The following is a 20,381-nucleotide window of genomic DNA, read 5'->3' as shown; positions in this document are numbered from 1 at the left end:
TCGATGAAGCGGTGGAGAGGGCATGGCGACGTCGGCATGCAGAAGTTGATGGAAGTCAACGATACCCGGAACGTTGACCTGGCGCAACTAATTCCCGGGCGCGCTCGTCTGTCGGCCGGATGGCCGTCCGCCGCGTCCGCCCAGCCTCAGTCCATGAGCGCGAGCGCGCGGTACGCGGAGCGCTGGATGGCGCGCTCGCGCGGCGTGGGCGCGTCGTCGGCGCGCCGCGTCGGCGGCTCGTTCCCCGTGGTGCGGCGGTACAGCTCGTCGATCAGCGCCGTGGCGAGACGCACGAGCTGGCCGATCTCCGCGTCGTCGCGCTCGATCCAGAGGCACTTCGGCTCGTCGTGGAGAGGGCGGAAGTCGCGGTGCTCCTCCCAGGCGAAGAGCGTCCGCTCCGCGCCCAGCACGTGCTGCTGCCACCACACCTGCCGCAGGTAGGAGCGGGGGATCGACCGCCACGACTTGTTCGTCGTCTTGATCTCCGCGAGCAGCACGCGACCGCCGCCGTCCACGGCGATGCCGTCGGGTGTGGCGAGGTGGCGCCGCTCGACCTCCGCGTGGAAGAGCGCGCTCGACGGCTGGATGCCGTGCGTCGCGGCGACCCATGCCGCGATCTCGGGCTCGCGTCGGCGGCCGTGGTCGGTGTACGCGTTGCCGCCGAACGACGATCCGCGCAGCTTCTGCTCGGCGGCACGCGGGATGACGCGCTCGCTCGTGATGGTGGCGATGTCGGTGGCCGTGATGCCCTGCGACCGCGCCCGCAGCCACGCGACCCGGTCGCGCGAGTCCGCGACGATCCGGGCGGCGAGTTCGGGGGTCACGGCTCGACCCTAACCCCGGCGCCCGACAGGTCCCCGCGCGGACGCGCCCGATTCGGCGGATGGCCGTCCGGCCTGCTACAGTGGACGAAGCCGAAGACCGCCGGTCATCGTCGTGTGCGCAAGCGCCGACGATCGAAGCTCTGCGAAAGCAGGGGCCCGCGCAGGTGTCACGAAATCTCCTCAGAGCTCCGTGCGCTTGCGCCGGGGCTCTTCCTGTTTCTCCGGGGCGGGCGGCGCGGCCGGTGCCCCACCACCGTGGGGCTCCCCGTATCCACCAAGGAGTGACCATGGCGCAGAAGGATGCAACGGTCTCCGAGCTCACGAAGTCTTTCGAGAACTCGAACGCCGTCCTGCTGACCGAGTACCGCGGTCTGACGGTTGCCCAGCTCAAGCAGCTGCGCAACAGCATCCGTCAGGACGCCGAGTACGCCGTGGTGAAGAACACGCTGACCAAGATCGCCGCGAACAACGCGGGGATCACCACGCTGGACGACGACCTCAAGGGTCCGTCGGCCGTCGCGTTCGTGCACGGCGACTTCGTCGCCACCGCCAAGGCTCTGCGTGACTTCGCCAAGGCCAACCCGCTTCTCGTGATCAAGGGCGGCGTGTTCGAGGGCAACACCCTCACCGCCGCCGAGGTCGAGAAGTACGCATCGCTCGAGAGCCGCGAGGTTCTGCTGGCGAAGGCCGCGGGCATGATGAAGGCGACGATGGGCAAGGCTGCCGCCACCATCGACGCGCTTCGCGAAAAGCTGGAGACCGCCCAGGCCGCGTGAGCGGACGGCGCTTTCTTTCCCCACAAACCCCATCTATCTAGGAGATACATCATGGCGAAGCTCACCACTGACGAGCTGCTCGAGCAGTTTGCCGACCTGACCCTCGTCGAGCTCAGCGAGTTCGTGAAGGCGTTCGAGGAGAAGTTCGACGTCACCGCCGCCGCTCCCGTCGCGATCGCCGGTGCCGGCGGTGGCGCCGCTGCCGAGGAGGTCGAGGAGAAGGACTCGTTCGACGTCATCCTCGAGGCTGCCGGCGACAAGAAGATCCAGGTCATCAAGGTCGTCCGCGAGCTCACCTCGCTCGGCCTCGGCGAGGCCAAGGCCGTCGTCGACGGTGCTCCCAAGGCCGTGCTCGAGGGCGCGAACAAGGAGACGGCCGACAAGGCGAAGGAGGCCCTCGAGGGCGCCGGCGCCACGGTGACGCTCAAGTAAGTCTTCCCCGCGAAGAACCTCGAAGGCCCCGGGCTCGTCCCGGGGCCTTCGTGCGTCTGCGGACGTTACGTCTCCGTGACTGTCAAGAGATTGTGGAAGCGCTCCTACGGCTCCTACGTTGGGGACCGTACCCGTTCCACGAAGACATGGCTCGAGATGGGAGCAGACGATGGAGACTGCAGGACGCAAAAGGATCCTCCTCGCGACGGCGGGGCTGGGGATCGCGGGGCTCGCGCTCGCGGGCTGCACGAGCGGCCCTGGCGCCTCGGACGGAGGCGGCGGATCGGACGGCGGGGGCGACGGAGACACGCCCCAGGTGACGGTCTACGGCACGATCGTCGACGCCGAGGCCGAGCTGCTCGAGGAATCGTGGGCCGACTGGGAGGAGGAGAACGGCATCGACATCGTGTACGAGGGCTCGCAGGAGTTCGAGGCGCAGATCGCGGTGCGCGCCCAGGGCGGCAACCCGCCCGATCTCGCGATCTTCCCGCAGCCGGGACTGCTCGCCGACATGGCGAGCCGCGGCTACCTCACGGAGGCGCCGGAGGGCGTCGTGTCGAACCTCCGCGACTACTGGGCGGAGGACTGGGAGACCTACGCGTCGGTCGACGGGACCGTCTACGGCGCACCGCTCATGGCGAACGTGAAGGGATGGATCTGGTACCAGCCCGGCGTGTTCGAGGAGAACGGCTGGGAGGTGCCGACCGACTGGCAGGGGCTGCTCGACCTCACCGCGCAGATCCGCGAGGAGACCGGTGCGGCGCCGTGGTGCGCCGGCTTCGGCTCCGACGCCGCGACCGGATGGCCGGGCACCGACTGGATCGAGGACCTCGTCCTCCGCCAGGCCGGCCCCGACGTGTACGACCAGTGGGTCGCCAACGAGGTGCCGTTCACGGACCCGCAGATCACGGCGGCCTTCGACGCGACGGGCGAGATCCTCCTCAACCCCGATTACGTGAACGCCGGGTTCGGCGACGTCGCCTCCATCGGGTCGACGCCGTTCGGCGACGTGGCGAACGCGCTCGTCTCGGGAGACTGCCTCCTCACGCACCAGGCGTCCTTCCTCGACGGCTTCATCGTCGAGGCGGGCGGCGAGGTCGGCGAGGACGGCGACGTCTGGGCCTTCATGCTCCCGCCCGTCGAGGCCGGCTCCGGCCAGGTCATCACGGGTGGCGGCGAGATCGTCGGCGCCTTCAGCGACGACGAGAACGTCGTGAAGGTGCAGGAGTACCTGTCGAGCCCGGAGTGGGCGAACTCGCGCGTCGCGCTCGGCGGCGTCATCAGCGCCAACACGGGCCTCGACCCCGCCAACGCGCAGAGCCCCATCCTGCAGGCGGCGATCGAGATCCTGCAGGACGAGAACACCACGTTCCGCTTCGACGGCTCCGACCTCATGCCCTCCGCGGTGGGCGCCGGCACCTTCTGGACCGGCATGCGCGACTGGGTGAACGGCTCGTCGACCGACTCCGTGGTCGAGCAGATCGAATCGGGCTGGCCGGAGGAGTGACGGCCCGGCCATGAAAGCCTTCCTCGACTGGCTGAGCACCCTCTCGCCGTGGCTCGAGATCCCGATCATCATCGGGGTGTTCCTGCTCGCGGTGGGCGTGCTGCTCTTCTTCATCGAGATCGCGCCGCGCGCGGGCCGGATGTACACCGTCATCCGGCTCGCCGCGTGCGTTCTCTTCCCCCTCGCGATCCTGTGGATCCTCCAGTCGTACTGGTGGGCCATCCTCGCGGCGGGCGCGCTCGGCCTCCTCTTCTTCTGGCTCGACTACCGGTCGAAGCAGGGGGCGGGCTACCTCTTCCAGCTGGTCGGATTCCTCGCGCCCGCGCTCATCCTCCTGCTCATCGGACTCGTCTTCCCCGTCATCCAGACGTTCGGGCAGTCGATGTTCAACGCGGCGGGCAACCGCTTCGTGGGGCTCGACAACTTCATCTGGATCTTCACGCAGCCGCAGGGCATCCGCACGGTCGTCAACACGATCGTCTGGGTGCTCGTGGCGCCCGTGGTTTCGACCGTGATCGGCCTCGTGTACGCGTACTTCATCGACAAGACCCGCGGGGAGAAGATCTACAAGATCCTCGTGTTCCTGCCGATGGCGATCTCGTTCGTGGGGGCGTCGATCATCTGGCGCTTCATGTACACCGCGCGGCCGGCCGATGCCGAGCAGATCGGCTTCGTCAACCAGATCCTCGTCTGGCTGGGCGGCTCGCCCGTGCCGTTCCTGCAGGTGGAGCCGTGGAACACCCTGTTCCTCATCATCGTCTTCGTCTGGATCTACACGGGCTTCGCGATGGTGGTGCTCTCGGCGGCGATCAAGGGGGTTCCGGCGGAGCAGCTGGAGGCGGCGGAGCTCGACGGCGCGAACGCGTTCGAGCGGTTCATGAACGTCGTCGTGCCGGGCATCCGCGCGTCGATCGTCGTCGTGTTGACCACGATCGCCATCGCGTCGATGAAGATCTTCGACATCGTGCGCACCATGACGGCGGGCGCGAACAACACCTCGGTCCTCGCGAACGAGATGTACTCGCAGTTCCGCAGCTTCGAGGCCGGACGGTCTGCGGCGTACGCCGTCGTGCTGTTCGTGCTCGTGCTGCCGCTCGTCATCTACAACGCCCGTCAGCTCAAGGCACAGAGGGAGGTGCGCTGATGACCGCGACGGAGCTCGTCACGACGGCAGGGAAGCCGTCGAGGAAGCGCGCGCTGAGCGACACCAAGCGCCGGCTCACCAACCCGTGGGCGACGGTCGCGGCCCTCGTGATCGCCGTGATCTGGACCATCCCGACGTTCGGCGTCTTCATCTCGTCGTTCCGTCCGCGCGTGGAGATCCAGACGACGGGATGGTGGACCGTCTTCGAGAACTGGGGCTGGACGTTCGACAACTACGTCGAGGCGCTCGGCACCTCGACGGGCGGTCTCACGATGCTGAGCGCGTTCGTGAACTCGTTCGCGATCACGCTGCCGGCGTCGATCATCCCGCTCATCATCGCGACGCTCGCGGCGTACGGCTTCGCGTGGATGGACTTCCGCGGCAAGAACGTGCTGTTCGTCCTCGTGTTCGCGCTGCAGATCGTCCCCATCCAGATGGCGTTCATCCCGCTCCTGCAGCTGTTCTCGCAGGGCACGCTGTTCGGCGTCGAGGTGATCCAGGCGGTGGGGTCGTCGGGCTACGCGCAGGTGTGGATCGCGCACACGATCTTCGGCCTGCCGCTCGCGATCTTCCTGCTGCACAACTTCATCGCCCAGATCCCCGCCGACGTGATCGAGGCGGCGAAGGTGGACGGTGCGGGGCACGGGCAGATCTTCTTCCGCATCGTGCTGCCGCTGTCGATGCCGGCGATCGCGTCGTTCGCCATCTTCCAGTTCCTCTGGGTGTGGAACGACCTGCTCGTCGCCCTCATCTTCGCGGACGGCAACGTGGCGCCCGTCACGAAGCTGCTCGCCCAGATGACGGGCTCGCGCGGTCAGGACTGGCACCTCCTCACGGCGGGCGCGTTCATCGCGATCATCGTGCCGCTGCTGGTGTTCCTCTTCCTGCAGCGCTACTTCGTGCGGGGCCTGCTCGCGGGATCGGCGAAGGGCTGACGCACGACGAAGGGCCCGCCGCGAGGCGGGCCCTTCGTCGTGTCCGGCATCAGGCGGAGCAGCCGAGGCGCTCCTGGATGTCCTGCATCGCGGCGATCTCCGCGGTCTGGTTCTGTCCCATGTGCCGTGCGGTGTCGATGACGCGCGGGTCGCTGCCGAGCTCGACGACGGCGTCCGTCATCTCGATGGCGCCGGCGTGGTGCCGGATCATGAGGTCGAGGAACAGACAGTCCCGCGCGGTTCCGGACGCCTCCTGCAGCCGCGCCATCTCTTCGTCGTCCGCCATCCCCATGGCGGCCTCGAGCTCGGCCGTCGTCGCCTCGGCGCCCGCCCCGTGGTCGTGGCCCGTGCCCGACATCCACGACATGAGCGGATCTCCCGACTGCGGCAGGCCCCATCCCACGAGCCAGCCGTACATCTCGCCGCGCTGCCCTGCCTGTGCCGTCGCGATGTCGTAGGCGAGCACGCGCAGCTCTTCGTCGGCGGTCGAGCGGTATTCGATCATCGCCATCTCCACGGCCTGCGAGTGATGCACCTGCATGTCGCGGGCGAAGCCGGCATCCGCCGCGTTCGGCCCGGCCGTCGCCCCCGTGGCCTCGGAGAGGAGACCGAACGTCGAGAAGCGGCCGATGGCGAACGCGAGCGCGCCCACGAGCACGATCGCGACGACCGCGAGCAGCCAGGGGATGCCCGGTCGTGCGGGTCTCTCGACGGGGTCGCTCATGACGCCGTCAGGCGGTCTTGCCGGGGCCGTCGATGGCGCCCGTGCAGACGGCGTTCGGCTCCGGCACGTTCTGGTTGCGCCAGTACTCCTCGAAGAACTCGGGGATGCGCTCGTCGTCGACCGAATCGAGCTTCAGCTGCGCGTTCCATGCGCTCACGGCGACCGCGGTGCCGAGGTCGGGATAGGGGGAGAGGATGGTGTAGCTCGAGGGCAGGTAGCTCTCGAGCGTCGCGACGCCCTCCTCGTCCACGAGCTCGGGGTCGTAGGTGACCCACACGGCGCCGTGCTCCATCGAGTGGACGGCGTTCTCGTTCGTCTGGGGGTCGGTGTAGACGCCGCAGTTCAGCCAGTACGGGTTGTGGGGGCCGCCGGCAGGCGGGGTCTGCTCGTAGTCGACCGTCCCCTCGACGTGCGTGTTGGTGTTGGAGAACGTCTCGACGCCTTCGATCTCCACGCCGTCGCCGCCGGCCGTGTACGTGACGCGGTTCGACTGCGGCGTGAACACGATGGAGGCGACGATGGCGCCGACGACGGCCACCGCGGCGACGGAGCCGACCGTCCACCAGACGACCTTGCCGCGCTGGCGCTTCTGGAGCTGCCGCTGGTACTCGGCCAGCTTCTCCTGGCGCTTCGCCTCGCGCTGCTGCTTCACGGACTGGTTGATCTCGGCCTGCTTGGCGGGGTTGCCGCTCGACCGCTGGGGGCGCTTCTGCGTCGACACGCCTCGATCCTATGCGGGCGCATGGACGCCGTGCCTGGGAGAACCGGGCGACGATCCTGGCTTTCTCCCCTATGCATCGCCTGGCCGCGGGCCTAGGATCGGGTGAGTCCCCATCGCCTGTCGAGGAAGCGGTGTCCGGGACCTCTTTTCTTTTCTCCCCCATCTGCGAAAGCGCCGACGCCTCACGATGACCCACGAAGAGCACGACTCCGCCCATCCCCGTACCGGGATCATCCCCACCGCGACGGGCGTCATCCCCGTCCCGACGGGGTCGTTCCGCCTCCCGGACGCTGCGCGCGCGGCGGCGGGCGAGCTGCCGCCCACGCATCGGGGCGATGCGCTCTCGAGCCGTCGGCGTCTCACCTACGTGCTGCTGCTCGGCGCGCTCACGGCGCTCGGGCCGTTCACGATCGACCTCTACCTGCCGGCGTTCCCCTTGCTCGAGCGCGACTTCGACACGACGAGCGCGGCCATCCAGCTCACCCTGACGGGGACCATGATCGGGTTCGCGCTCGGCCAGCTCATCGTGGGGCCGCTGAGCGACAAGGTCGGGCGGCGCGTTCCGCTGCTCGTCGTGACCGCGCTGCACGTCGTGGCGAGCATGGCGGCCGCGTTCGCGCCATCGCTCGCCCTGCTGGGCGCTGCGCGCGTGCTCATGGGGGTGGGCGCGGCGGCGGGCGGCGTCGTCGCGATGGCGATGGTGCGCGACCTGTTCGGCGGTCGGCGCCTCGTCGTGATGCTCTCGCGGCTCGCGCTCGTGACAGGCGTCGCGCCGGTCGCGGCGCCGCTCATCGGCTCGGCGCTGCTCGCCGTCATCCCGTGGCGGGGCATCTTCATCGTGCTGGCCGCGTACGGCGTCGTGATGCTCGTCTGCGCGATCTTCGCGCTGCCCGAGACGCGCCCCGCGGCGGATCGGACGTCGCACGAGACCGTGTCGGTGCTGCACCGCTACCGCGTCGTCCTCACGGATCGCGTCTTCCTGGGCGTGCTCGTCATCGGCGCCATGACGTTCTCGGGGCTGTTCTCCTACCTCTCCGCGTCGTCGTTCCTCTTCCAGGAGACCTACGGCTTCACGCAGGTGCAGTACGGCCTGCTGTTCGCGGCGAACTCGATCGGGCTCGTCATCGGGAACCAGATCGCCGCGCGGCTCGCCGCGCGGTTCGGACCGCAGTGGGTGCTGGCCTGGTCGACCGCGTCGCTGCTGGTGTCGGCCACGGCGATCATCGTGTGCGATCAGCTCGGCCTCGGCGTCTGGGGCATCGTCGTCCCCCTCTTCGTCTTCATGTCGACGTGCGGTTTCACGTTCCCGTGCGCACAGGTGCTCGCGCTCGACCGGCATCCCGAGGCGGCGGGAACGGCGGCGTCGATCCTCGGAGCGACCAACAACGGCATCGCCGGCGTGATCTCGCCCGTCGTCGGGCTGATCTCCGCGGCGTCGGGGATCACGGGCACGACGATGGCGGTCGTCATGGTCGGCTGCGCGGCGATCGCGGTGCTGTCGCTGTGGACGGTCGTGCGACCGCGCTCGCTCGGGCAGCTGGCCGATTGAGCGGTCATCCGCCGTCCGCAGCGGGCACAATGAGGCGATGAGGCTGTCGCGCAGAGCGGAGGGATGGTGGGGGCTCGGGCTGCTCGTCGCGGCCGCGGTCCTCGGCTACGCGACGATGCTCCACGGCATCCCGTTCGCGATCGACACGTGGTGGGCCGGCGTGCTCGCCGATCCGCCGCCGGGCGCGCGACTGGCGTTCTCGCTCCTGCTCGACGAGGTCGGAGGCGGCTGGTGGGCCATCCTCGTCGTGCCGCTCGCGGCGGTCGCCGTGCTGCTCATCCGGCGGAGGCGGGTGGGTGCGCTGTACTTCGCGCTCGCCACGGCGACGAGCGCCGCGCTCGTGCAGCTGCTCAAGGCGCTGTTCGGGCGGGAGCGACCGGAGGACATCCTCGTCATCGTCGACGAGGGCTCGTTCCCGTCGGGGCACGTCGCGAACGCCGCGACGGTCGTCTTCGCGCTGTGGGTGATCGTCGACCGGTGGTGGATGGCCGCCATCGCCGTCGTCTGGACGCTGTCGATGGCCTTCGCCCGCACCTACCTCTCCGCGCACTGGGCGAGCGACACCCTCGGCGGCGCCCTCATCGGCGTGGGGATCGCGCTCGTGCTCGCCGCGCTGCTGCACGCACCGCTCGATGCGGAGGAGCAGCGGCTTCGCGCCCTGCGGGCGTGACGCCGGCCGGCGCGTGCCGTGACACAGCGCAGGAAATCCGGGGTCGCGGGGCGGCGGGTGGCCGCGGGATGCCGGCGACGCGCGCGCTGACAGGGCGGGGATCTCCTGCATCGTGTCCGCCGGATCGGCGCCGCGCCCTGGCTAGGCTGTCGCCATGAGTGCCGAGAACGCGCCCGATGCCGCTGCCGCAGAACTCGAGAGACTCCGCGCCGAGGCCGCCGCGGCCGACGCGGCGCTGAAGGCCGCGGAGGCCCGCGCCAAGCTCGCGGCGGCGGAGGCGGCCGCGGCGGCCGCCCGCGACGGTGCGGCGGGGGAACCGCCGGCGCCCGCCGAGACGGCGTCCGCGGAGCCCCCGGCGTCCGCGGCGTCCGCGGCGGAGCCATCGCAGTCCGCGCCCGCCGCGGCGGCGCCATCCGGGGGGCCGCTCGACGAGGCCGAGGTGCAGCGCATCCGCGACGGATACGCGTTCGCGGGCGAGACGCTCGACCTCGGGGCGCTCGTGAACGGGGAGCCGAGGGCCGACGTGCAGGTGCGCATCCCGCTGCCGATGCTCAACCGTCACGGGCTCGTGGCAGGGGCGACGGGCACGGGCAAGACCCGCACGCTGCAGGGACTCGCCGAGCAGCTCGCGGCGAAGGGTGTCCCCGTGTTCGCCGCCGACATCAAGGGCGACCTCACGGGGATGGCGTCGCCGGGCGCCTCGAGCGACAAGCTGCTCGCCCGCACGACCGCGATCGGGCAGGAGTGGGAGCCCGAGGCGGCCGCCGTCGAGTACTTCGCGCTCGGCGGCCTCGGAACGGGCGTTCCCGTGCGGGCCACGGTGACGGGGTTCGGGCCGCTCCTGCTGTCGAAGGTGCTCGGGCTCAACGACACCCAGGAATCGAGCCTCGGGCTCGTGTTCCACTACGCCGACGAGAAGGGGCTCCCGCTCGTCGACCTCGCCGACCTCCGCGCCGTCCTGCAGTACCTGACGAGCGACGAGGGCAAGGGCGAGCTGAAGGGCATCGGCGGCATCTCGGCGGCGACCGCCGGGGTGATCCTGCGCGAGCTCGTCGCGTTCGCGGAGGGCGGCGCCGACGTCTTCTTCGGCGAACCCGAGTTCGACGTGCAGGACTTCCTCCGGACGGCGCCGGATGGCCGCGGCATCGTCTCGCTGCTCGAGGTGCCGGGCGTCGTGGACCGCCCGCAGCTGTTCTCGACGTTCCTCATGTACCTGCTGGCCGAGCTGTTCGAGCTGCTCCCCGAGGTGGGCGACGCCGACAAGCCGAAGCTCGTGTTCTTCTTCGACGAGGCGCACCTGCTCTTCCGAGACGCCTCGAAGGACTTCCTCGCCGCGATCACCCAGACCGTGCGGCTCATCCGGTCGAAGGGGGTCGGCGTCTTCTTCGTGACGCAGACCCCGAAGGATGTGCACGGCGACGTGCTCGGGCAGCTCGGCTCGCGCGTGCAGCACGCGCTGCGCGCGTTCACGCCCGACGACGCGAAGGCGCTGCGTGCGACGGTCGGCACCTATCCGACCTCGGGATACGCGCTCGAGCGCGTGCTGCAGGAGCTCGGCACGGGCGAGGCGATCGTCACCGTGATGAGCGAGAAGGGCGCACCGACGCCGGTCGCGTGGACGCGGATGCGTGCTCCGCAGGGGCTCATGGACGCGTCGCCCGCTGCGACGGTCGAGGCGGCCGTGGCCGCTTCGCCGCTGCTCGCCGCCTACGGCGAGAGGGTCGATCGGGAGTCGGCCTACGAGATGCTCACCGCGAAGATGAACGCCGCCGCCGCGGCGGCCGAGACGGAGGAAGCGGCGCTCGAGAAGGCCAAGACCGACGCGGAGTACGAGAAGCAGCGGGCCGCGATCGAGAAGAAGGCGCAGAAGGAGTACGACCGGCTGCTGAAGGCGACGACGGGGCGCTCGACGACGAAGCGGCAGACGCGCACGAGCACGGACCGCGTCGTGGAGCGCGTCGTCGGGTCCGCCGCCACGACGCTCGTCAACAGCGTCATCCGGGGGCTGTTCGGCACGGGGCGGCGGCGCTGATGCGCGTCTCACCGTGAGACGCACGGTCGCCTCGACGCGGGAGCAGACGTCCGAGGGCGCGCAGGCGCGCTTCGCGGCCGCTGTCAGCGCGGGATGAGCCCGAGCGCGCGCACGGCCTCGCGCTCGGCGGCGAGCTCCGCGACGGACGCGTCGATGCGCGACCGCGAGAACCCGTCGATCGCGAGGTCGGGGACGATCGCCCAGCGGCCATCCGACGTCGTCACGGGGAACGACGACACGAGCCCGTCGGGGACGCCGTAGGAGCCGTCCGAGACGACGGCCATCGAGGTCCAGTCGTGCGGAGCGGTGCCGTTCAGCCAGTCGCGCGCGGCATCCACCGTCGCGCTCGCCGCGGAGGCGGCCGAGGAGGAGCCTCGCGCCTGGATGACCGCGGTGCCGCGGTTCGCGACCGTGGGAAGGAAGTCGTCCTCGACCCAGGCGCGGTCGACGAGGTCGAGCGCCGGGCGGCCATCGACCAGGGCATGCGAGAGGTCGGCGTATTGCGTCGCGGAGTGGTTGCCCCAGATCGCAAGGCGCGTGATGACGCGGACGGGCGAACCGGTCTTCTGCGCGAGCTGGGCGACGGCGCGGTTGTGATCGAGCCGCGTGAGCGCGCTGAAGCGGTCGGCGGGGATGTCGGGCGCGTTCTGCTGGGTGATGAGCGCGTTCGTGTTCGCGGGGTTGCCCGTCACGAGCACGCGGACGGCGTCGCCCGCCGCATCGTTCAGCGCGCGACCCTGGGCGGTGAAGATGGCGCCGTTGGCGGAGAGCAGGTCGGCGCGCGTCATGCCGACTGTGCGGGGCCGGGCTCCGACGAGGAGCGCGAGGTCGGCGCCCTCGAACGCGACGCGCGGGTCGTCGGTGAGGGTGAGACCCGCGAGCTGCGGGAAGGCGCCGTCGACGAGCTCCATCGCGACGCCGTCGGCCTTCTCGAGAGCCGGCGTCACCTCGAGGAGGCGCAGATCGACGTCGCGTGGGCCGAGCGCGCCGGCGGCGAGTCGGAAGAGCAGGCTGTAGCCGATCTGGCCGGCGGCACCCGTGACGGCGATGCGGAGCGGAGCGGTCATGTGGCCGACGCTATCGCGGATGGCGAGGGCGGGGGAGGTGACGTGTCAGCTCGGGAGGTCCCGGCGCAGGAACCGGTCGGCGATCTGCAGGCCGAGGCCGCCATCCAGCACGATGCCGTGGCGGGCCCCTTTGACGATCGTCAGCCGCGCGGTCGGGATGTGATCGTCGAGGATGCGCGCGTTGTCGACCGGGGTGAGCTCGTCGTGCTCCCCGTGCAGGACGAGCGTCGGCGCGGAGATGCGCGAGAGGTCCGCGAGGGCATCGTGGTGACGGCTCGCGCGATGATGCCGCGCGAGCGCCGTGCGGTCGCGCCCCACAGCGAGCAGCCGGACGAGGTCGCGACCGGAGTCGTCCCAGAACACGCTCGCGACCACCTCGGGGTCGGGCGAGCGGATGGCGCGGTCGACCTCGTCGGTTCGGCGCGTGCCGTAGGCGTCGCCGGCCGAGGTCGACGCGAGGACGAGCCGCCTGACCCGGTCGGGATGGTCGGCCGCGAGCCACTGCGCCACGCGACCGCCCATCGAGTGGCCCAGCACGTCGGCGCGTTCGACTCCGGCGTCGTCGAGGACGTGCACGATGTCGTCGGCGAACAGGCGCGTCGTGAAGCGATCGGCGTCCCCGAGCTCGCTGTCGCCGATGCCGCGGTGGTCGAAGACGATCACACGGCGCCCCGGCAGCAGCATCGGACCGGCGATCTGCCATGACCGGTGGTCGACCGCCTGACCCGCGATGAGGATCAGCGGATGGCCCTCGCCGGCGCTCCAGTACGCGAGCCGGATGCCGTCGGCCGCGATCGCATCACGGCGCACCCATTCGGGCCCGTACGGGTGTTCGGTCACGAAAGGCGATCGTAGCGGGGGATCAACCACCGGAGAAGGGAGGGATGAGATCGCTGAGCGGTGCGAACCGCGATCCGTCCGCGTTGCTGATCTCAACCTCAGCGCCGGTCAGATACAGAGCCGTGAGATTGACCAGCGAACCGGTGATCGTGACCGTTGCCTCGCCGAAGCCGTCGTGGTCGGTGTCGTCGTCAAGAGGTTTCGTGGCTTCAGAGTTGTTGAATCGGGCGGTGAATTGGGTGCCCGGCTCGCCGCGCACGATGAAGGTCAGCTCGACGTTCACGCCTGCCGGCGTCACGGTGGATTCCTGCACGGAGCCGAACTCGAGCCACCGATCAGGGGCCCAGTCGAGGACGCCGAGTTCCGCCAGAGAATCGTCTGTCCCCTTCGCGTACACGGGAGCGGCGTAGGTGGCGGACACTCGCGAGTCGTATGCACGCGAGGGGTCATCCTCGACGAGGAACTGGACGAAGGTGCCGTCTGGATCGATGACGACCGGCGCCTCTTGACCCTCATAGGTCAACACAGCCGAAATCCCCGCAGTGCCGTACACCTCGAAGCCGACGGTGAAGTGATTGCGATCTACTCGCGTGGCGCTGGTGATCGGTCCCAGCACGAGGTCATCATCGCTCAATGCCTGAAGGACACCGAGCTGGTCCAGTTTCTGAGAAAGCGAGGGAGCGCTGGCGTGAGCCGCGACGTACGAGATGACGAGGCCTGTCGAGCTCGCCGCGTGGTACTGCTCGACGCTCACAGGAAAGGACACCTCGGCGTGACCATTGACGAGGGTGGTGGCCTGGATGCTGTCACCGAAAACCACGGTGACGGCGGCGTTGACCTCGCCTGATATGACGAGTTCCAGGACCTTCGAACCAGGAGCGACGGAGCCGAGCGCCGATATCGGCTCGTCGATCGCGACGTCGTCGATGTCGATGAGCGCACCCAGCGTCGTCGTGGCATCCCGTTCGCTCAGACCCTCGCCGGTGTACGCGACGCGGATCGGGAGGTTCGCGACGGCCTGACCGGCCCCGAGCGAGAACTCGAGCTCGCCGGTTCCGTTTCCGCGCAGCCTCACCGAATCCGCGGCAGCATCGCTGTCGCCGATATAGACGGCGACGTCATACTTGCCTTCTCCGCGCACTTCGATCTCGACGCGTCCGGCGTTCTTGTCGACGACCGTCCCGCCCTCCACGGTGAGCGACGCGATCGGGGCAGGCGTCTCGATGGGCGGAGTGATCGTCGGTGTCGGTGTCGGTGTCGGTGTGGGCTCGGGTGTCGGTGTCGGCGTGACCGTCGGCGTCGGCGTGACCGTCGGGCTCGGCTCCGGCGTCGCCGTCGGCTCGACCGCGGCGAGCAGCGGATCCCGCACTCCGGCCGCCGAGAGCGTGAACGTCAGCGCGTCGCCCTCGACCTCGGCGTAGGAGACGACGACGTCCACATCCTCCGCCACCTGCTCGGCCGTCAGCTCCACCTGCAACTCGGCGAGACCGTCATCCGAGAACGACGCCGTGCCGAGCGAACCCGCGAGCGTCGTGAAGAACGACATCATCCGCACCGACGACACCGGCGACACCGACGACACGGGCGACGCCTCGCCCGTCGCGACCGTCACGGTCTCATCGGGCTCGCCGGAGAGCTCGAGCGACACGATCCGCTGCGCCGCATCGACGACGGACGCCCCCTCCAGCGCGATGGGCGCCGCGACCGCGGGTGACGCGGAAGGCGCAGGCGACTCCGAGGGGGACGGAGTCGGCGCGGGCGACGGAGAGGCCGTGGGCGACGGAGTGGCCGTGGCCGAGGCCGTCGGCTGCGGAGCCGGCACGACGGGAGCGGCGGGCTCGGTCGGCTCGGGCTCCGGCTCCGTCGGCTCAGCCGTCGGCTCGGAGGTCGGCGCCGCCGTCGGCGCAGCGGTCGGGGCCGCCGGCGGCACGGGCGCGAGGGTCGGCGACGGCGAGGGCGCGGCGGTCGGCGTCGCGCTTGGCTCGGGCGTCGCGAGCGGGGGCTCGACGACGTCCTCCGCTTCGGTCATGAGCTCGTCCGACGCCTCGATCGACGCGTCCTGCTGCGCCGGGTCGTCGAACGACGACGCGGCCTCGCTCGCCGAGCCTCCGAAGCCGCCCGTCAGCGTCGCGGCCAGCACGGCTCCCGCCACGGCGGCCGCGGCGACACCGGCCCCGACGATCCCGCCGATGGTCCACGCCGGGTTCGTCGCGGCGCCGCCGCCCGATCCCGATGCCGCGCCCGCGCCTGCGAGCGCCTTCGCCGCGCCATCCGCCCCGGCCGCGCCCACGACTCCACCGGCGCCGACAGCGCCGCCCGCCACCACGACGGCGCCCTCGTAGACCGACGACGGCATGGCCGCGAGCGCGATGTAGGCCGCCTCGTCCCGCTGCAGCGAGGCGAGGTACGACGTCGCGCCGGCGGCGCCCATCGCGAGCGGCAGCAGCACGAGCGCGAGCCGGCTGCCGACCTCCTTCGCCTCCGACGCGACGATCGCGCACCGCGCGCACTCCGCGAGATGGGCGTCCATCTTCGCCCTGTCGCGTGCGCCGAGGTTGCCGCGGGTATGCGCTCCGAGACGCTCGATCGTCCAGGCGTGCTCCGACCCGGCGTCGACGGAGGCGATGTGCGCCTGGATCCACGCCTCCCGCAGGCCCTCGCGCGCCCGGAACGCGAGCTGCGACACGGCGGCCGCCTTCATCCCGAGCAACGGCGCGATCTCGCCCGGCTTCATCTGCTCGATCTCGGTGTACCAGAGCACCTCCTGCCACCTCGTCGGCAGGCTGCGGAACGCGCTGTGCGTGAGACTCCGGTCGAGTGCCTCGTCGGTCGCCGCCTCGGTCGACTCCGGATCCTCGACCTCGTCGAGGAAATCGCTCGTCGCGGCCGACGGCGCGCGCCCCCACGTCGCCGCGATGTTGCGGATGGTCGTGAACAGGTACGCGCGGAACGACCCCGTCGGGCCGTTGCCGCGCTGGATCGACTGCAGGATCTTCGCGTACGCCTCCTGCACGAGGTCGTCGGAGTCGATGCTCGACGTGATCGACCGTGCGGCGACGATCCCCGAACGGTAATGACGGCGCCACAGCTCCCCGTACGCCTGCTGGTCGCCCGAGCGCGACCTCAGCACGAGGTCGGCGTCCGGGGTCGCCGAGCCCTCGGCGTCGGGGATGGTGTCGTCAGTCGTCATTCGCGGGTCGTGTCCGGTCGTCAGGCATGCCGATCACCGCTTCGGTTCGCGGTGGCCGCTGGCAGGCCCGCGTTCGGGTTCGCAGGCCTCCGGACATCTTCCTCCGGATCGTCCGCCACCGCCACCCCCGGGTGGGATCTCACGGCGTATTCCCCTGGACGGGGGCTGTTTCCGGGCATCCTCGAGAATTTTTCCGAACCCGCGTAATGAAACCGGCCGCACCCCGTCTCATGGGGTGTAGGAGACGCCGACCCGGCAGCTGGGGAGCGCGGGGCGGTCCTCCTGGGGGACTCGTCGCGTACGCGGCGCAGGGGCTCGGACGACTCGGGGGAGGGGTCCGAGCCCCTTACTCGTCCCCCGCCGTCCACACGCGCGCGATCTCGAGCCCGGACGTCCACAGCACGAGATCGGCGCGCGCCGCCACGCGCAGCGTCCCGATCTCCCCGGCCATCCCCAGCACGCCGGCCGGCGTCGACGTGGCCGCGCGCAGCGCCTCCGCGCGCGGGACGCCGAGCCCCGCGATCCGCCGAACGGCCGCGTCCTGCGTGAGCGTCGACCCGGCGATCGTGTCCGTCCCCGCGACGCGCGCCACGCCGTCCGTCACCACGACGTCGAGATCGCCCAGCCGGAAGTCGCCGTCGGCCATCCCCGTCGCCGCCATCGCGTCCGTGACGAGCGCGATGCGACCCGGTGCCGACCGGAGCAGCATCCGCATCACCTCGTCTGCGACGTGCACGCCGTCGGCGATGAGCTCGAGCACGACGCGGTCGTCGTCGATCGCGACCGGCACGGGCCCTGGCGCGCGGTGGTGGATGCCCGGCATGGCGTTGAAGGTGTGCGTGAGGAGCGTCGCCCCCGCCTCGACCGCCTGCCGGGTCGTCGCGGCGTCGGCGTCGGTGTGGCCGATCGCGGCGACGATCCCCGACTCCGTCAGGCGCCGGATCGCCGCCATCGCGCCAGGGAGCTCCGGCGCGATCGTCACCTGCCGGATGGTCTGGCGCCCGTCCACGAGGCCGGCGTCGAGCACGCGCGCGACGGCATCCTCCGACGGGGCGACGAGCAGCGCCGGATCGTGCGCGCCGTGGTGGCCCGGATCGAGGAACGGCCCCTCGAGGTGGCTGCCGAGCACGCCGGCGTCCTCCCGCGTGAGCCGTGCGACGGCGCCGACGCGTTCGACGAGCGCATCGATCGAGGCGGTCACGAGCGAGACCACGGCGCTCGTCGTGCCGTGCGCCCTGTGCAGCGCCCTCGTCGTTCGGATGGCCGTCGCGCCGTCGTCGACAGCCGCTCCCGCTCCGCCGTGGACGTGGAGGTCGACGAGGCCTGGCGACAGGACGGCGCCATCGCCCGCGAGCTCCCGGAGGTCGTGCACGACATCGCCCGCCTGCGCGGCGGCACGCCAGCCCTCGCCGTCCCCCGATGCGACGATCCTGCCGTGCTCCGCGCGCAGCCATCCGTCGCGCACGGCACGCCCGTCTGTCACGAGCATCGCGGAGTGGAGCAGCAGACCCATGTCGAGAACACTTCCACATCGCGCGCTATGCTGTTCGCGTCGCGACTGGCGTTGAGGTGGTGTACCACCGGGAAGCGACCGAGACGGCATTCGACCGCACGCCTGGGCCGATGCGATGACCCCTTTTCGCCTGTCGTCTGGAGATCGTCATGACCGATCCGCTGTTCAACGCCCCCCTCGCCGAGGTCGACCCCGAGATCGCCCAGGTGCTCCAGCGCGAGCTCGACCGCCAGCGCGGCTTCCTCGAGATGATCGCGTCGGAGAACTTCGTGCCCGTCTCGGTCCTGCAGTCGCAGGGATCGGTGCTCACGAACAAGTACGCCGAGGGCTATCCCGGCCGTCGCTACTACGGCGGCTGCGAGGAGGTCGACGTCGCGGAGGAGCTCGCGATCGAGCGCGCGAAGTCGCTCTTCGGCGCCGCGTTCGCGAACGTGCAGCCCCATTCGGGCGCCACCGCGAACGCGGCCGTGCTGCACGCCATCGCCCGCCCCGGCGACACGATCCTCGGGCTGTCGCTCGACCACGGCGGCCACCTCACGCACGGCATGAAGATCAACTTCTCCGGCCGGCTCTACGACATCGTCGCGTACGGCGTCGACCCCGAGACGTCGCTCGTCGACATGGACGAGGTGCGCCGCCTCGCCATCGAGCACAAGCCGAAGGTCATCATCGCGGGCTGGTCGGCGTACCCCCGCCAGCTCGACTTCGCCGCGTTCCGCGCCATCGCCGACGAGGTGGGCGCGTACCTGTGGGTCGACATGGCGCACTTCGCGGGGCTCGTCGCCGCCGGCGTGCACCCCAGCCCCGTCCCGCATGCGCACGTCGTCTCGTCGACCGTGCACAAGACGATCGGCGGTCCGCGTTCGGGCTTCATCCTGACGAACGACGCCGACCTCGCGAAGAAGATCAACACGGCTGTCTTCCCCGGTCAGCAGGGCGGCCCCCTCATGCACGTCATCGCCGCCAAGGCGACGGCGTTCAAGCTCGCGGCGAGCCCCGCCTTCAAGGACCGCCAGGAGCGCACCGTCCGCGGCGCGGCCATCCTCGCCGATCGCCTCGCCCGGCAGGACGTCAAGGACGCCGGCATCGCGGTGCGCTCGGGCGGCACCGATGTGCACCTCGTGCTCGTCGACCTGCGCGACGCGGCGATCAACGGCAAGGAGGCGGAGGACCTCCTCCACGACATCCGCATCACGGTCAACCGCAATGCGGTCCCGAACGACCCGCGCCCGCCGATGGTGACGTCGGGTCTGCGAATCGGCACGCCCGCCCTCGCGACGCGCGGCTTCGGCGACGCGGAGTTCACCGAGGTGGCCGACATCATCGCGCTCGCGCTCATCCCCGGCGCCGACGTCGCTGCGCTCCGCGACCGCGTCGCCGCGCTCGCCGACGCGTTCCCGCTCTACCCGGGCCTCGAGCAGTCCGGCCAGGGCTACGCGGGCGTCTGACCCACTGCACGTCCTGCCGAGACCGGCCACGGTCGCCGGGACCCGCGCTCTCCGCGCGGTCTCGTCGACGCAGGCTGGTCTCGGCGGAACCCGACCGAGGAATGAGGGAATCCGGATGACCGCGCAGATCCTCGACGGCAAGGCCGCGTCGGACGCCATCAAGGCGGAGCTCGCCGACCGCGTCGCCGCGCTGAAGGAGAAGGGCGTCACGCCCGGCATCGCGACCGTGCTCGTCGGCGCAGACCCGGCGTCGCAGCTGTACGTCGGCATGAAGCACAAGCAGTCCGTCGCGATCGGGATGAACTCGATCCAGCGCGAGCTGCCGGCCGACGCCACGCAGGCCGAGGTCGAGGCGCTCATCGACGAGCTCAACGCCGACGAGACGTGCCACGGCTACATCGTGCAGCTGCCGCTGCCGAAGCACCTCGACACCGATGCGATCCTGGAGCGGATCGACCCCGCGAAGGACGCCGACGGCCTGCACCCGACGAACCTCGGGCGGCTCGTGCTGAACGTCAACGCGCCCATCGCGACGCCGCTGCCGTGCACGCCGCGCGGTGTCATCGAGCTGCTCGTCCGGGGCGGCTACGACCTCGGCGGCAAGCACGTCGTGGTGGTCGGCCGCGGCGTGACGATCGGCCGTCCGATGGGTCTGCTGCTCACGCGGCGCGACGTCAACGCGACGGTGACGCAGGTGCACACCGGCACTCCCGACATGGCGCCCTACCTGCGGCAGGCCGACGTCATCGTTGCGGGAGCGGGCGTCAAGCACCTCATCCGCGCCGCCGACGTCAAGCCCGGCGCCGCCGTGCTCGACGTGGGCGTGACACGCGAGACCGACGCCGAGACGGGCAAGTCGAGGGTCTACGGCGACGTGCACCCCGACGTCGCGGAGGTCGCGGGCTTCGTCTCGCCGAACCCCGGCGGTGTCGGGCCCATGACGGTCGCGCTGCTCATGACCAACGTCGTGGAGGCGGCGGAGCGCTCGGTCGCCTGAGGCGCGGCGCGC

At 70.7% G+C, this 20,381-nt stretch carries 17 protein-coding genes and 1 riboswitch; of the genes, 10 read left to right on the top strand and 7 right to left on the bottom strand.

From position 1 onward, the window contains the following. Positions 1 to 146: 146 nt before the first annotated feature. Positions 147 to 824, bottom strand: a complete 678-nt coding sequence (locus tag ACWGPF_RS10490) for a YqaJ viral recombinase family protein (RefSeq protein ID WP_345440498.1) — start codon at positions 822 to 824, stop codon at positions 147 to 149. A gap of 287 nt (positions 825 to 1,111) precedes the next feature. Here ACWGPF_RS10490 and rplJ point away from each other — a divergent pair, with 287 nt between their 5' ends. From rplJ to ACWGPF_RS10465, 5 genes are all read left to right on the top strand, one after another. After that, a complete protein-coding gene (rplJ, locus tag ACWGPF_RS10485; RefSeq protein WP_345440501.1) occupies positions 1,112 to 1,600 on the top strand; it encodes a 50S ribosomal protein L10 in 489 nt (162 codons plus the stop codon). A gap of 51 nt (positions 1,601 to 1,651) precedes the next feature. Next, positions 1,652 to 2,032, top strand: a complete 381-nt coding sequence (gene rplL, locus ACWGPF_RS10480; protein WP_345440504.1) for a 50S ribosomal protein L7/L12 — start codon at positions 1,652 to 1,654, stop codon at positions 2,030 to 2,032. Between the two features lie 169 nt (positions 2,033 to 2,201). Further along, positions 2,202 to 3,539, top strand: coding sequence for an ABC transporter substrate-binding protein (locus ACWGPF_RS10475; protein ID WP_452332774.1), 1,338 nt, complete (start codon positions 2,202 to 2,204; stop codon positions 3,537 to 3,539). A 10-nt stretch (positions 3,540 to 3,549) separates the two neighbouring features. Further along, on the top strand, positions 3,550 to 4,683 hold the full coding sequence (locus ACWGPF_RS10470) for a carbohydrate ABC transporter permease (protein ID WP_345440510.1): 1,134 nt from the start codon (positions 3,550 to 3,552) through the stop codon (positions 4,681 to 4,683). Further along, positions 4,683 to 5,618 carry a carbohydrate ABC transporter permease gene (locus ACWGPF_RS10465; RefSeq protein WP_345440513.1) on the top strand — a complete coding sequence of 312 codons (936 nt, stop codon included), beginning with the start codon at positions 4,683 to 4,685 and terminating at the stop codon, positions 5,616 to 5,618. The genes ACWGPF_RS10470 and ACWGPF_RS10465 overlap by 1 nt, the downstream gene beginning before the upstream one ends. Positions 5,619 to 5,667: 49 nt before the next feature. On the opposite strand, the gene ACWGPF_RS10460 is transcribed toward ACWGPF_RS10465, so the two are convergent. Together ACWGPF_RS10460 and ACWGPF_RS10455 are read right to left on the bottom strand one after the other, a co-directional pair. Next, positions 5,668 to 6,342: a DUF305 domain-containing protein gene (locus ACWGPF_RS10460; RefSeq protein WP_452332773.1), complete on the bottom strand. Its 675-nt coding sequence runs from the start codon at positions 6,340 to 6,342 to the stop codon at positions 5,668 to 5,670. A 7-nt stretch (positions 6,343 to 6,349) separates the two neighbouring features. Beyond that, the gene (locus tag ACWGPF_RS10455) at positions 6,350 to 7,063 is read right to left on the bottom strand and encodes a DUF3105 domain-containing protein (protein WP_452332772.1); all 714 of its coding nucleotides are present in this window, start codon (positions 7,061 to 7,063) and stop codon (positions 6,350 to 6,352) included. 187 nt (positions 7,064 to 7,250) lie between these two features. Between ACWGPF_RS10455 and ACWGPF_RS10450 the strand changes: the two genes are divergently transcribed. The 3 genes from ACWGPF_RS10450 (at position 7,251) to ACWGPF_RS10440 (ending at position 11,314) form a co-directional block, all read left to right on the top strand. After that, positions 7,251 to 8,612 (top strand): multidrug effflux MFS transporter, encoded by a 1,362-nt coding sequence (locus tag ACWGPF_RS10450; protein ID WP_452332771.1) that lies wholly within the window; start codon positions 7,251 to 7,253, stop codon positions 8,610 to 8,612. Between the two features lie 37 nt (positions 8,613 to 8,649). Beyond that, a complete protein-coding gene (locus ACWGPF_RS10445; protein WP_452332770.1) occupies positions 8,650 to 9,282 on the top strand; it encodes a phosphatase PAP2 family protein in 633 nt (210 codons plus the stop codon). 154 nt (positions 9,283 to 9,436) lie between these two features. Then, on the top strand, positions 9,437 to 11,314 hold the full coding sequence (locus ACWGPF_RS10440; protein ID WP_452332769.1) for a helicase HerA-like domain-containing protein: 1,878 nt from the start codon (positions 9,437 to 9,439) through the stop codon (positions 11,312 to 11,314). A gap of 83 nt (positions 11,315 to 11,397) precedes the next feature. Here the strand turns inward: ACWGPF_RS10440 and ACWGPF_RS10435 are convergent, their stop codons facing one another. From ACWGPF_RS10435 to ACWGPF_RS10420, 4 genes are all read right to left on the bottom strand, one after another. Next, positions 11,398 to 12,381: a malate dehydrogenase gene (locus ACWGPF_RS10435; protein WP_452332768.1), complete on the bottom strand. Its 984-nt coding sequence runs from the start codon at positions 12,379 to 12,381 to the stop codon at positions 11,398 to 11,400. Between the two features lie 45 nt (positions 12,382 to 12,426). Continuing rightward, positions 12,427 to 13,221 carry an alpha/beta fold hydrolase gene (locus ACWGPF_RS10430; protein ID WP_452332767.1) on the bottom strand — a complete coding sequence of 265 codons (795 nt, stop codon included), beginning with the start codon at positions 13,219 to 13,221 and terminating at the stop codon, positions 12,427 to 12,429. 22 nt (positions 13,222 to 13,243) lie between these two features. Next, the gene (locus tag ACWGPF_RS10425; RefSeq protein WP_452332766.1) at positions 13,244 to 16,411 is read right to left on the bottom strand and encodes a sigma-70 family RNA polymerase sigma factor; all 3,168 of its coding nucleotides are present in this window, start codon (positions 16,409 to 16,411) and stop codon (positions 13,244 to 13,246) included. Between the two features lie 346 nt (positions 16,412 to 16,757). After that, positions 16,758 to 17,924, bottom strand: coding sequence for an N-acetylglucosamine-6-phosphate deacetylase (locus ACWGPF_RS10420; RefSeq protein WP_452332765.1), 1,167 nt, complete (start codon positions 17,922 to 17,924; stop codon positions 16,758 to 16,760). 31 nt (positions 17,925 to 17,955) lie between these two features. Further along, positions 17,956 to 18,039: riboswitch (ZMP/ZTP riboswitch) on the top strand. Between the two features lie 34 nt (positions 18,040 to 18,073). On the opposite strand from ACWGPF_RS10420, the gene glyA reads away from it, so the two are divergent. Together glyA and ACWGPF_RS10410 are read left to right on the top strand one after the other, a co-directional pair. Continuing rightward, a complete protein-coding gene (gene glyA, locus ACWGPF_RS10415) occupies positions 18,074 to 19,372 on the top strand; it encodes a serine hydroxymethyltransferase (RefSeq protein ID WP_452332764.1) in 1,299 nt (432 codons plus the stop codon). A 115-nt stretch (positions 19,373 to 19,487) separates the two neighbouring features. Continuing rightward, positions 19,488 to 20,369, top strand: a complete 882-nt coding sequence (locus tag ACWGPF_RS10410; protein ID WP_452332763.1) for a bifunctional methylenetetrahydrofolate dehydrogenase/methenyltetrahydrofolate cyclohydrolase — start codon at positions 19,488 to 19,490, stop codon at positions 20,367 to 20,369. Positions 20,370 to 20,381 lie beyond the last annotated feature (12 nt).

The organism is Microbacterium sp. NPDC055683 (assembly GCF_053617895.1).
Note: the sequence above shows the minus strand (reverse complement) of the source record. Positions and strands in the feature narration are given on the sequence as shown.

Bases quoted from the DNA above. Each gene is read 5' to 3' on its own strand.
- rplJ (WP_345440501.1), top strand. From the start codon at position 1,112: ATGGCGCAGAAGGATGCAACGGTCTCCGAGCTCACGAAGTCTTTCGAG.
- ACWGPF_RS10475 (WP_452332774.1), top strand. From the start codon at position 2,202: ATGGAGACTGCAGGACGCAAAAGGATCCTCCTCGCGACGGCGGGGCTG.
- ACWGPF_RS10450 (WP_452332771.1), top strand. From the start codon at position 7,251: ATGACCCACGAAGAGCACGACTCCGCCCATCCCCGTACCGGGATCATC.
- ACWGPF_RS10460 (WP_452332773.1), bottom strand. From the start codon at position 6,342: ATGAGCGACCCCGTCGAGAGACCCGCACGACCGGGCATCCCCTGGCTG.
- ACWGPF_RS10470 (WP_345440510.1), top strand. From the start codon at position 3,550: ATGAAAGCCTTCCTCGACTGGCTGAGCACCCTCTCGCCGTGGCTCGAG.
- ACWGPF_RS10410 (WP_452332763.1), top strand. From the start codon at position 19,488: ATGACCGCGCAGATCCTCGACGGCAAGGCCGCGTCGGACGCCATCAAG.
- ACWGPF_RS10425 (WP_452332766.1), bottom strand. From the start codon at position 16,411: ATGACGACTGACGACACCATCCCCGACGCCGAGGGCTCGGCGACCCCG.
- glyA (WP_452332764.1), top strand. From the start codon at position 18,074: ATGACCGATCCGCTGTTCAACGCCCCCCTCGCCGAGGTCGACCCCGAG.
- ACWGPF_RS10440 (WP_452332769.1), top strand. From the start codon at position 9,437: ATGAGTGCCGAGAACGCGCCCGATGCCGCTGCCGCAGAACTCGAGAGA.
- ACWGPF_RS10420 (WP_452332765.1), bottom strand. From the start codon at position 17,924: ATGGGTCTGCTGCTCCACTCCGCGATGCTCGTGACAGACGGGCGTGCC.
- rplL (WP_345440504.1), top strand. From the start codon at position 1,652: ATGGCGAAGCTCACCACTGACGAGCTGCTCGAGCAGTTTGCCGACCTG.
- ACWGPF_RS10465 (WP_345440513.1), top strand. From the start codon at position 4,683: ATGACCGCGACGGAGCTCGTCACGACGGCAGGGAAGCCGTCGAGGAAG.
- ACWGPF_RS10435 (WP_452332768.1), bottom strand. From the start codon at position 12,381: ATGACCGCTCCGCTCCGCATCGCCGTCACGGGTGCCGCCGGCCAGATC.
- ACWGPF_RS10445 (WP_452332770.1), top strand. From the start codon at position 8,650: ATGAGGCTGTCGCGCAGAGCGGAGGGATGGTGGGGGCTCGGGCTGCTC.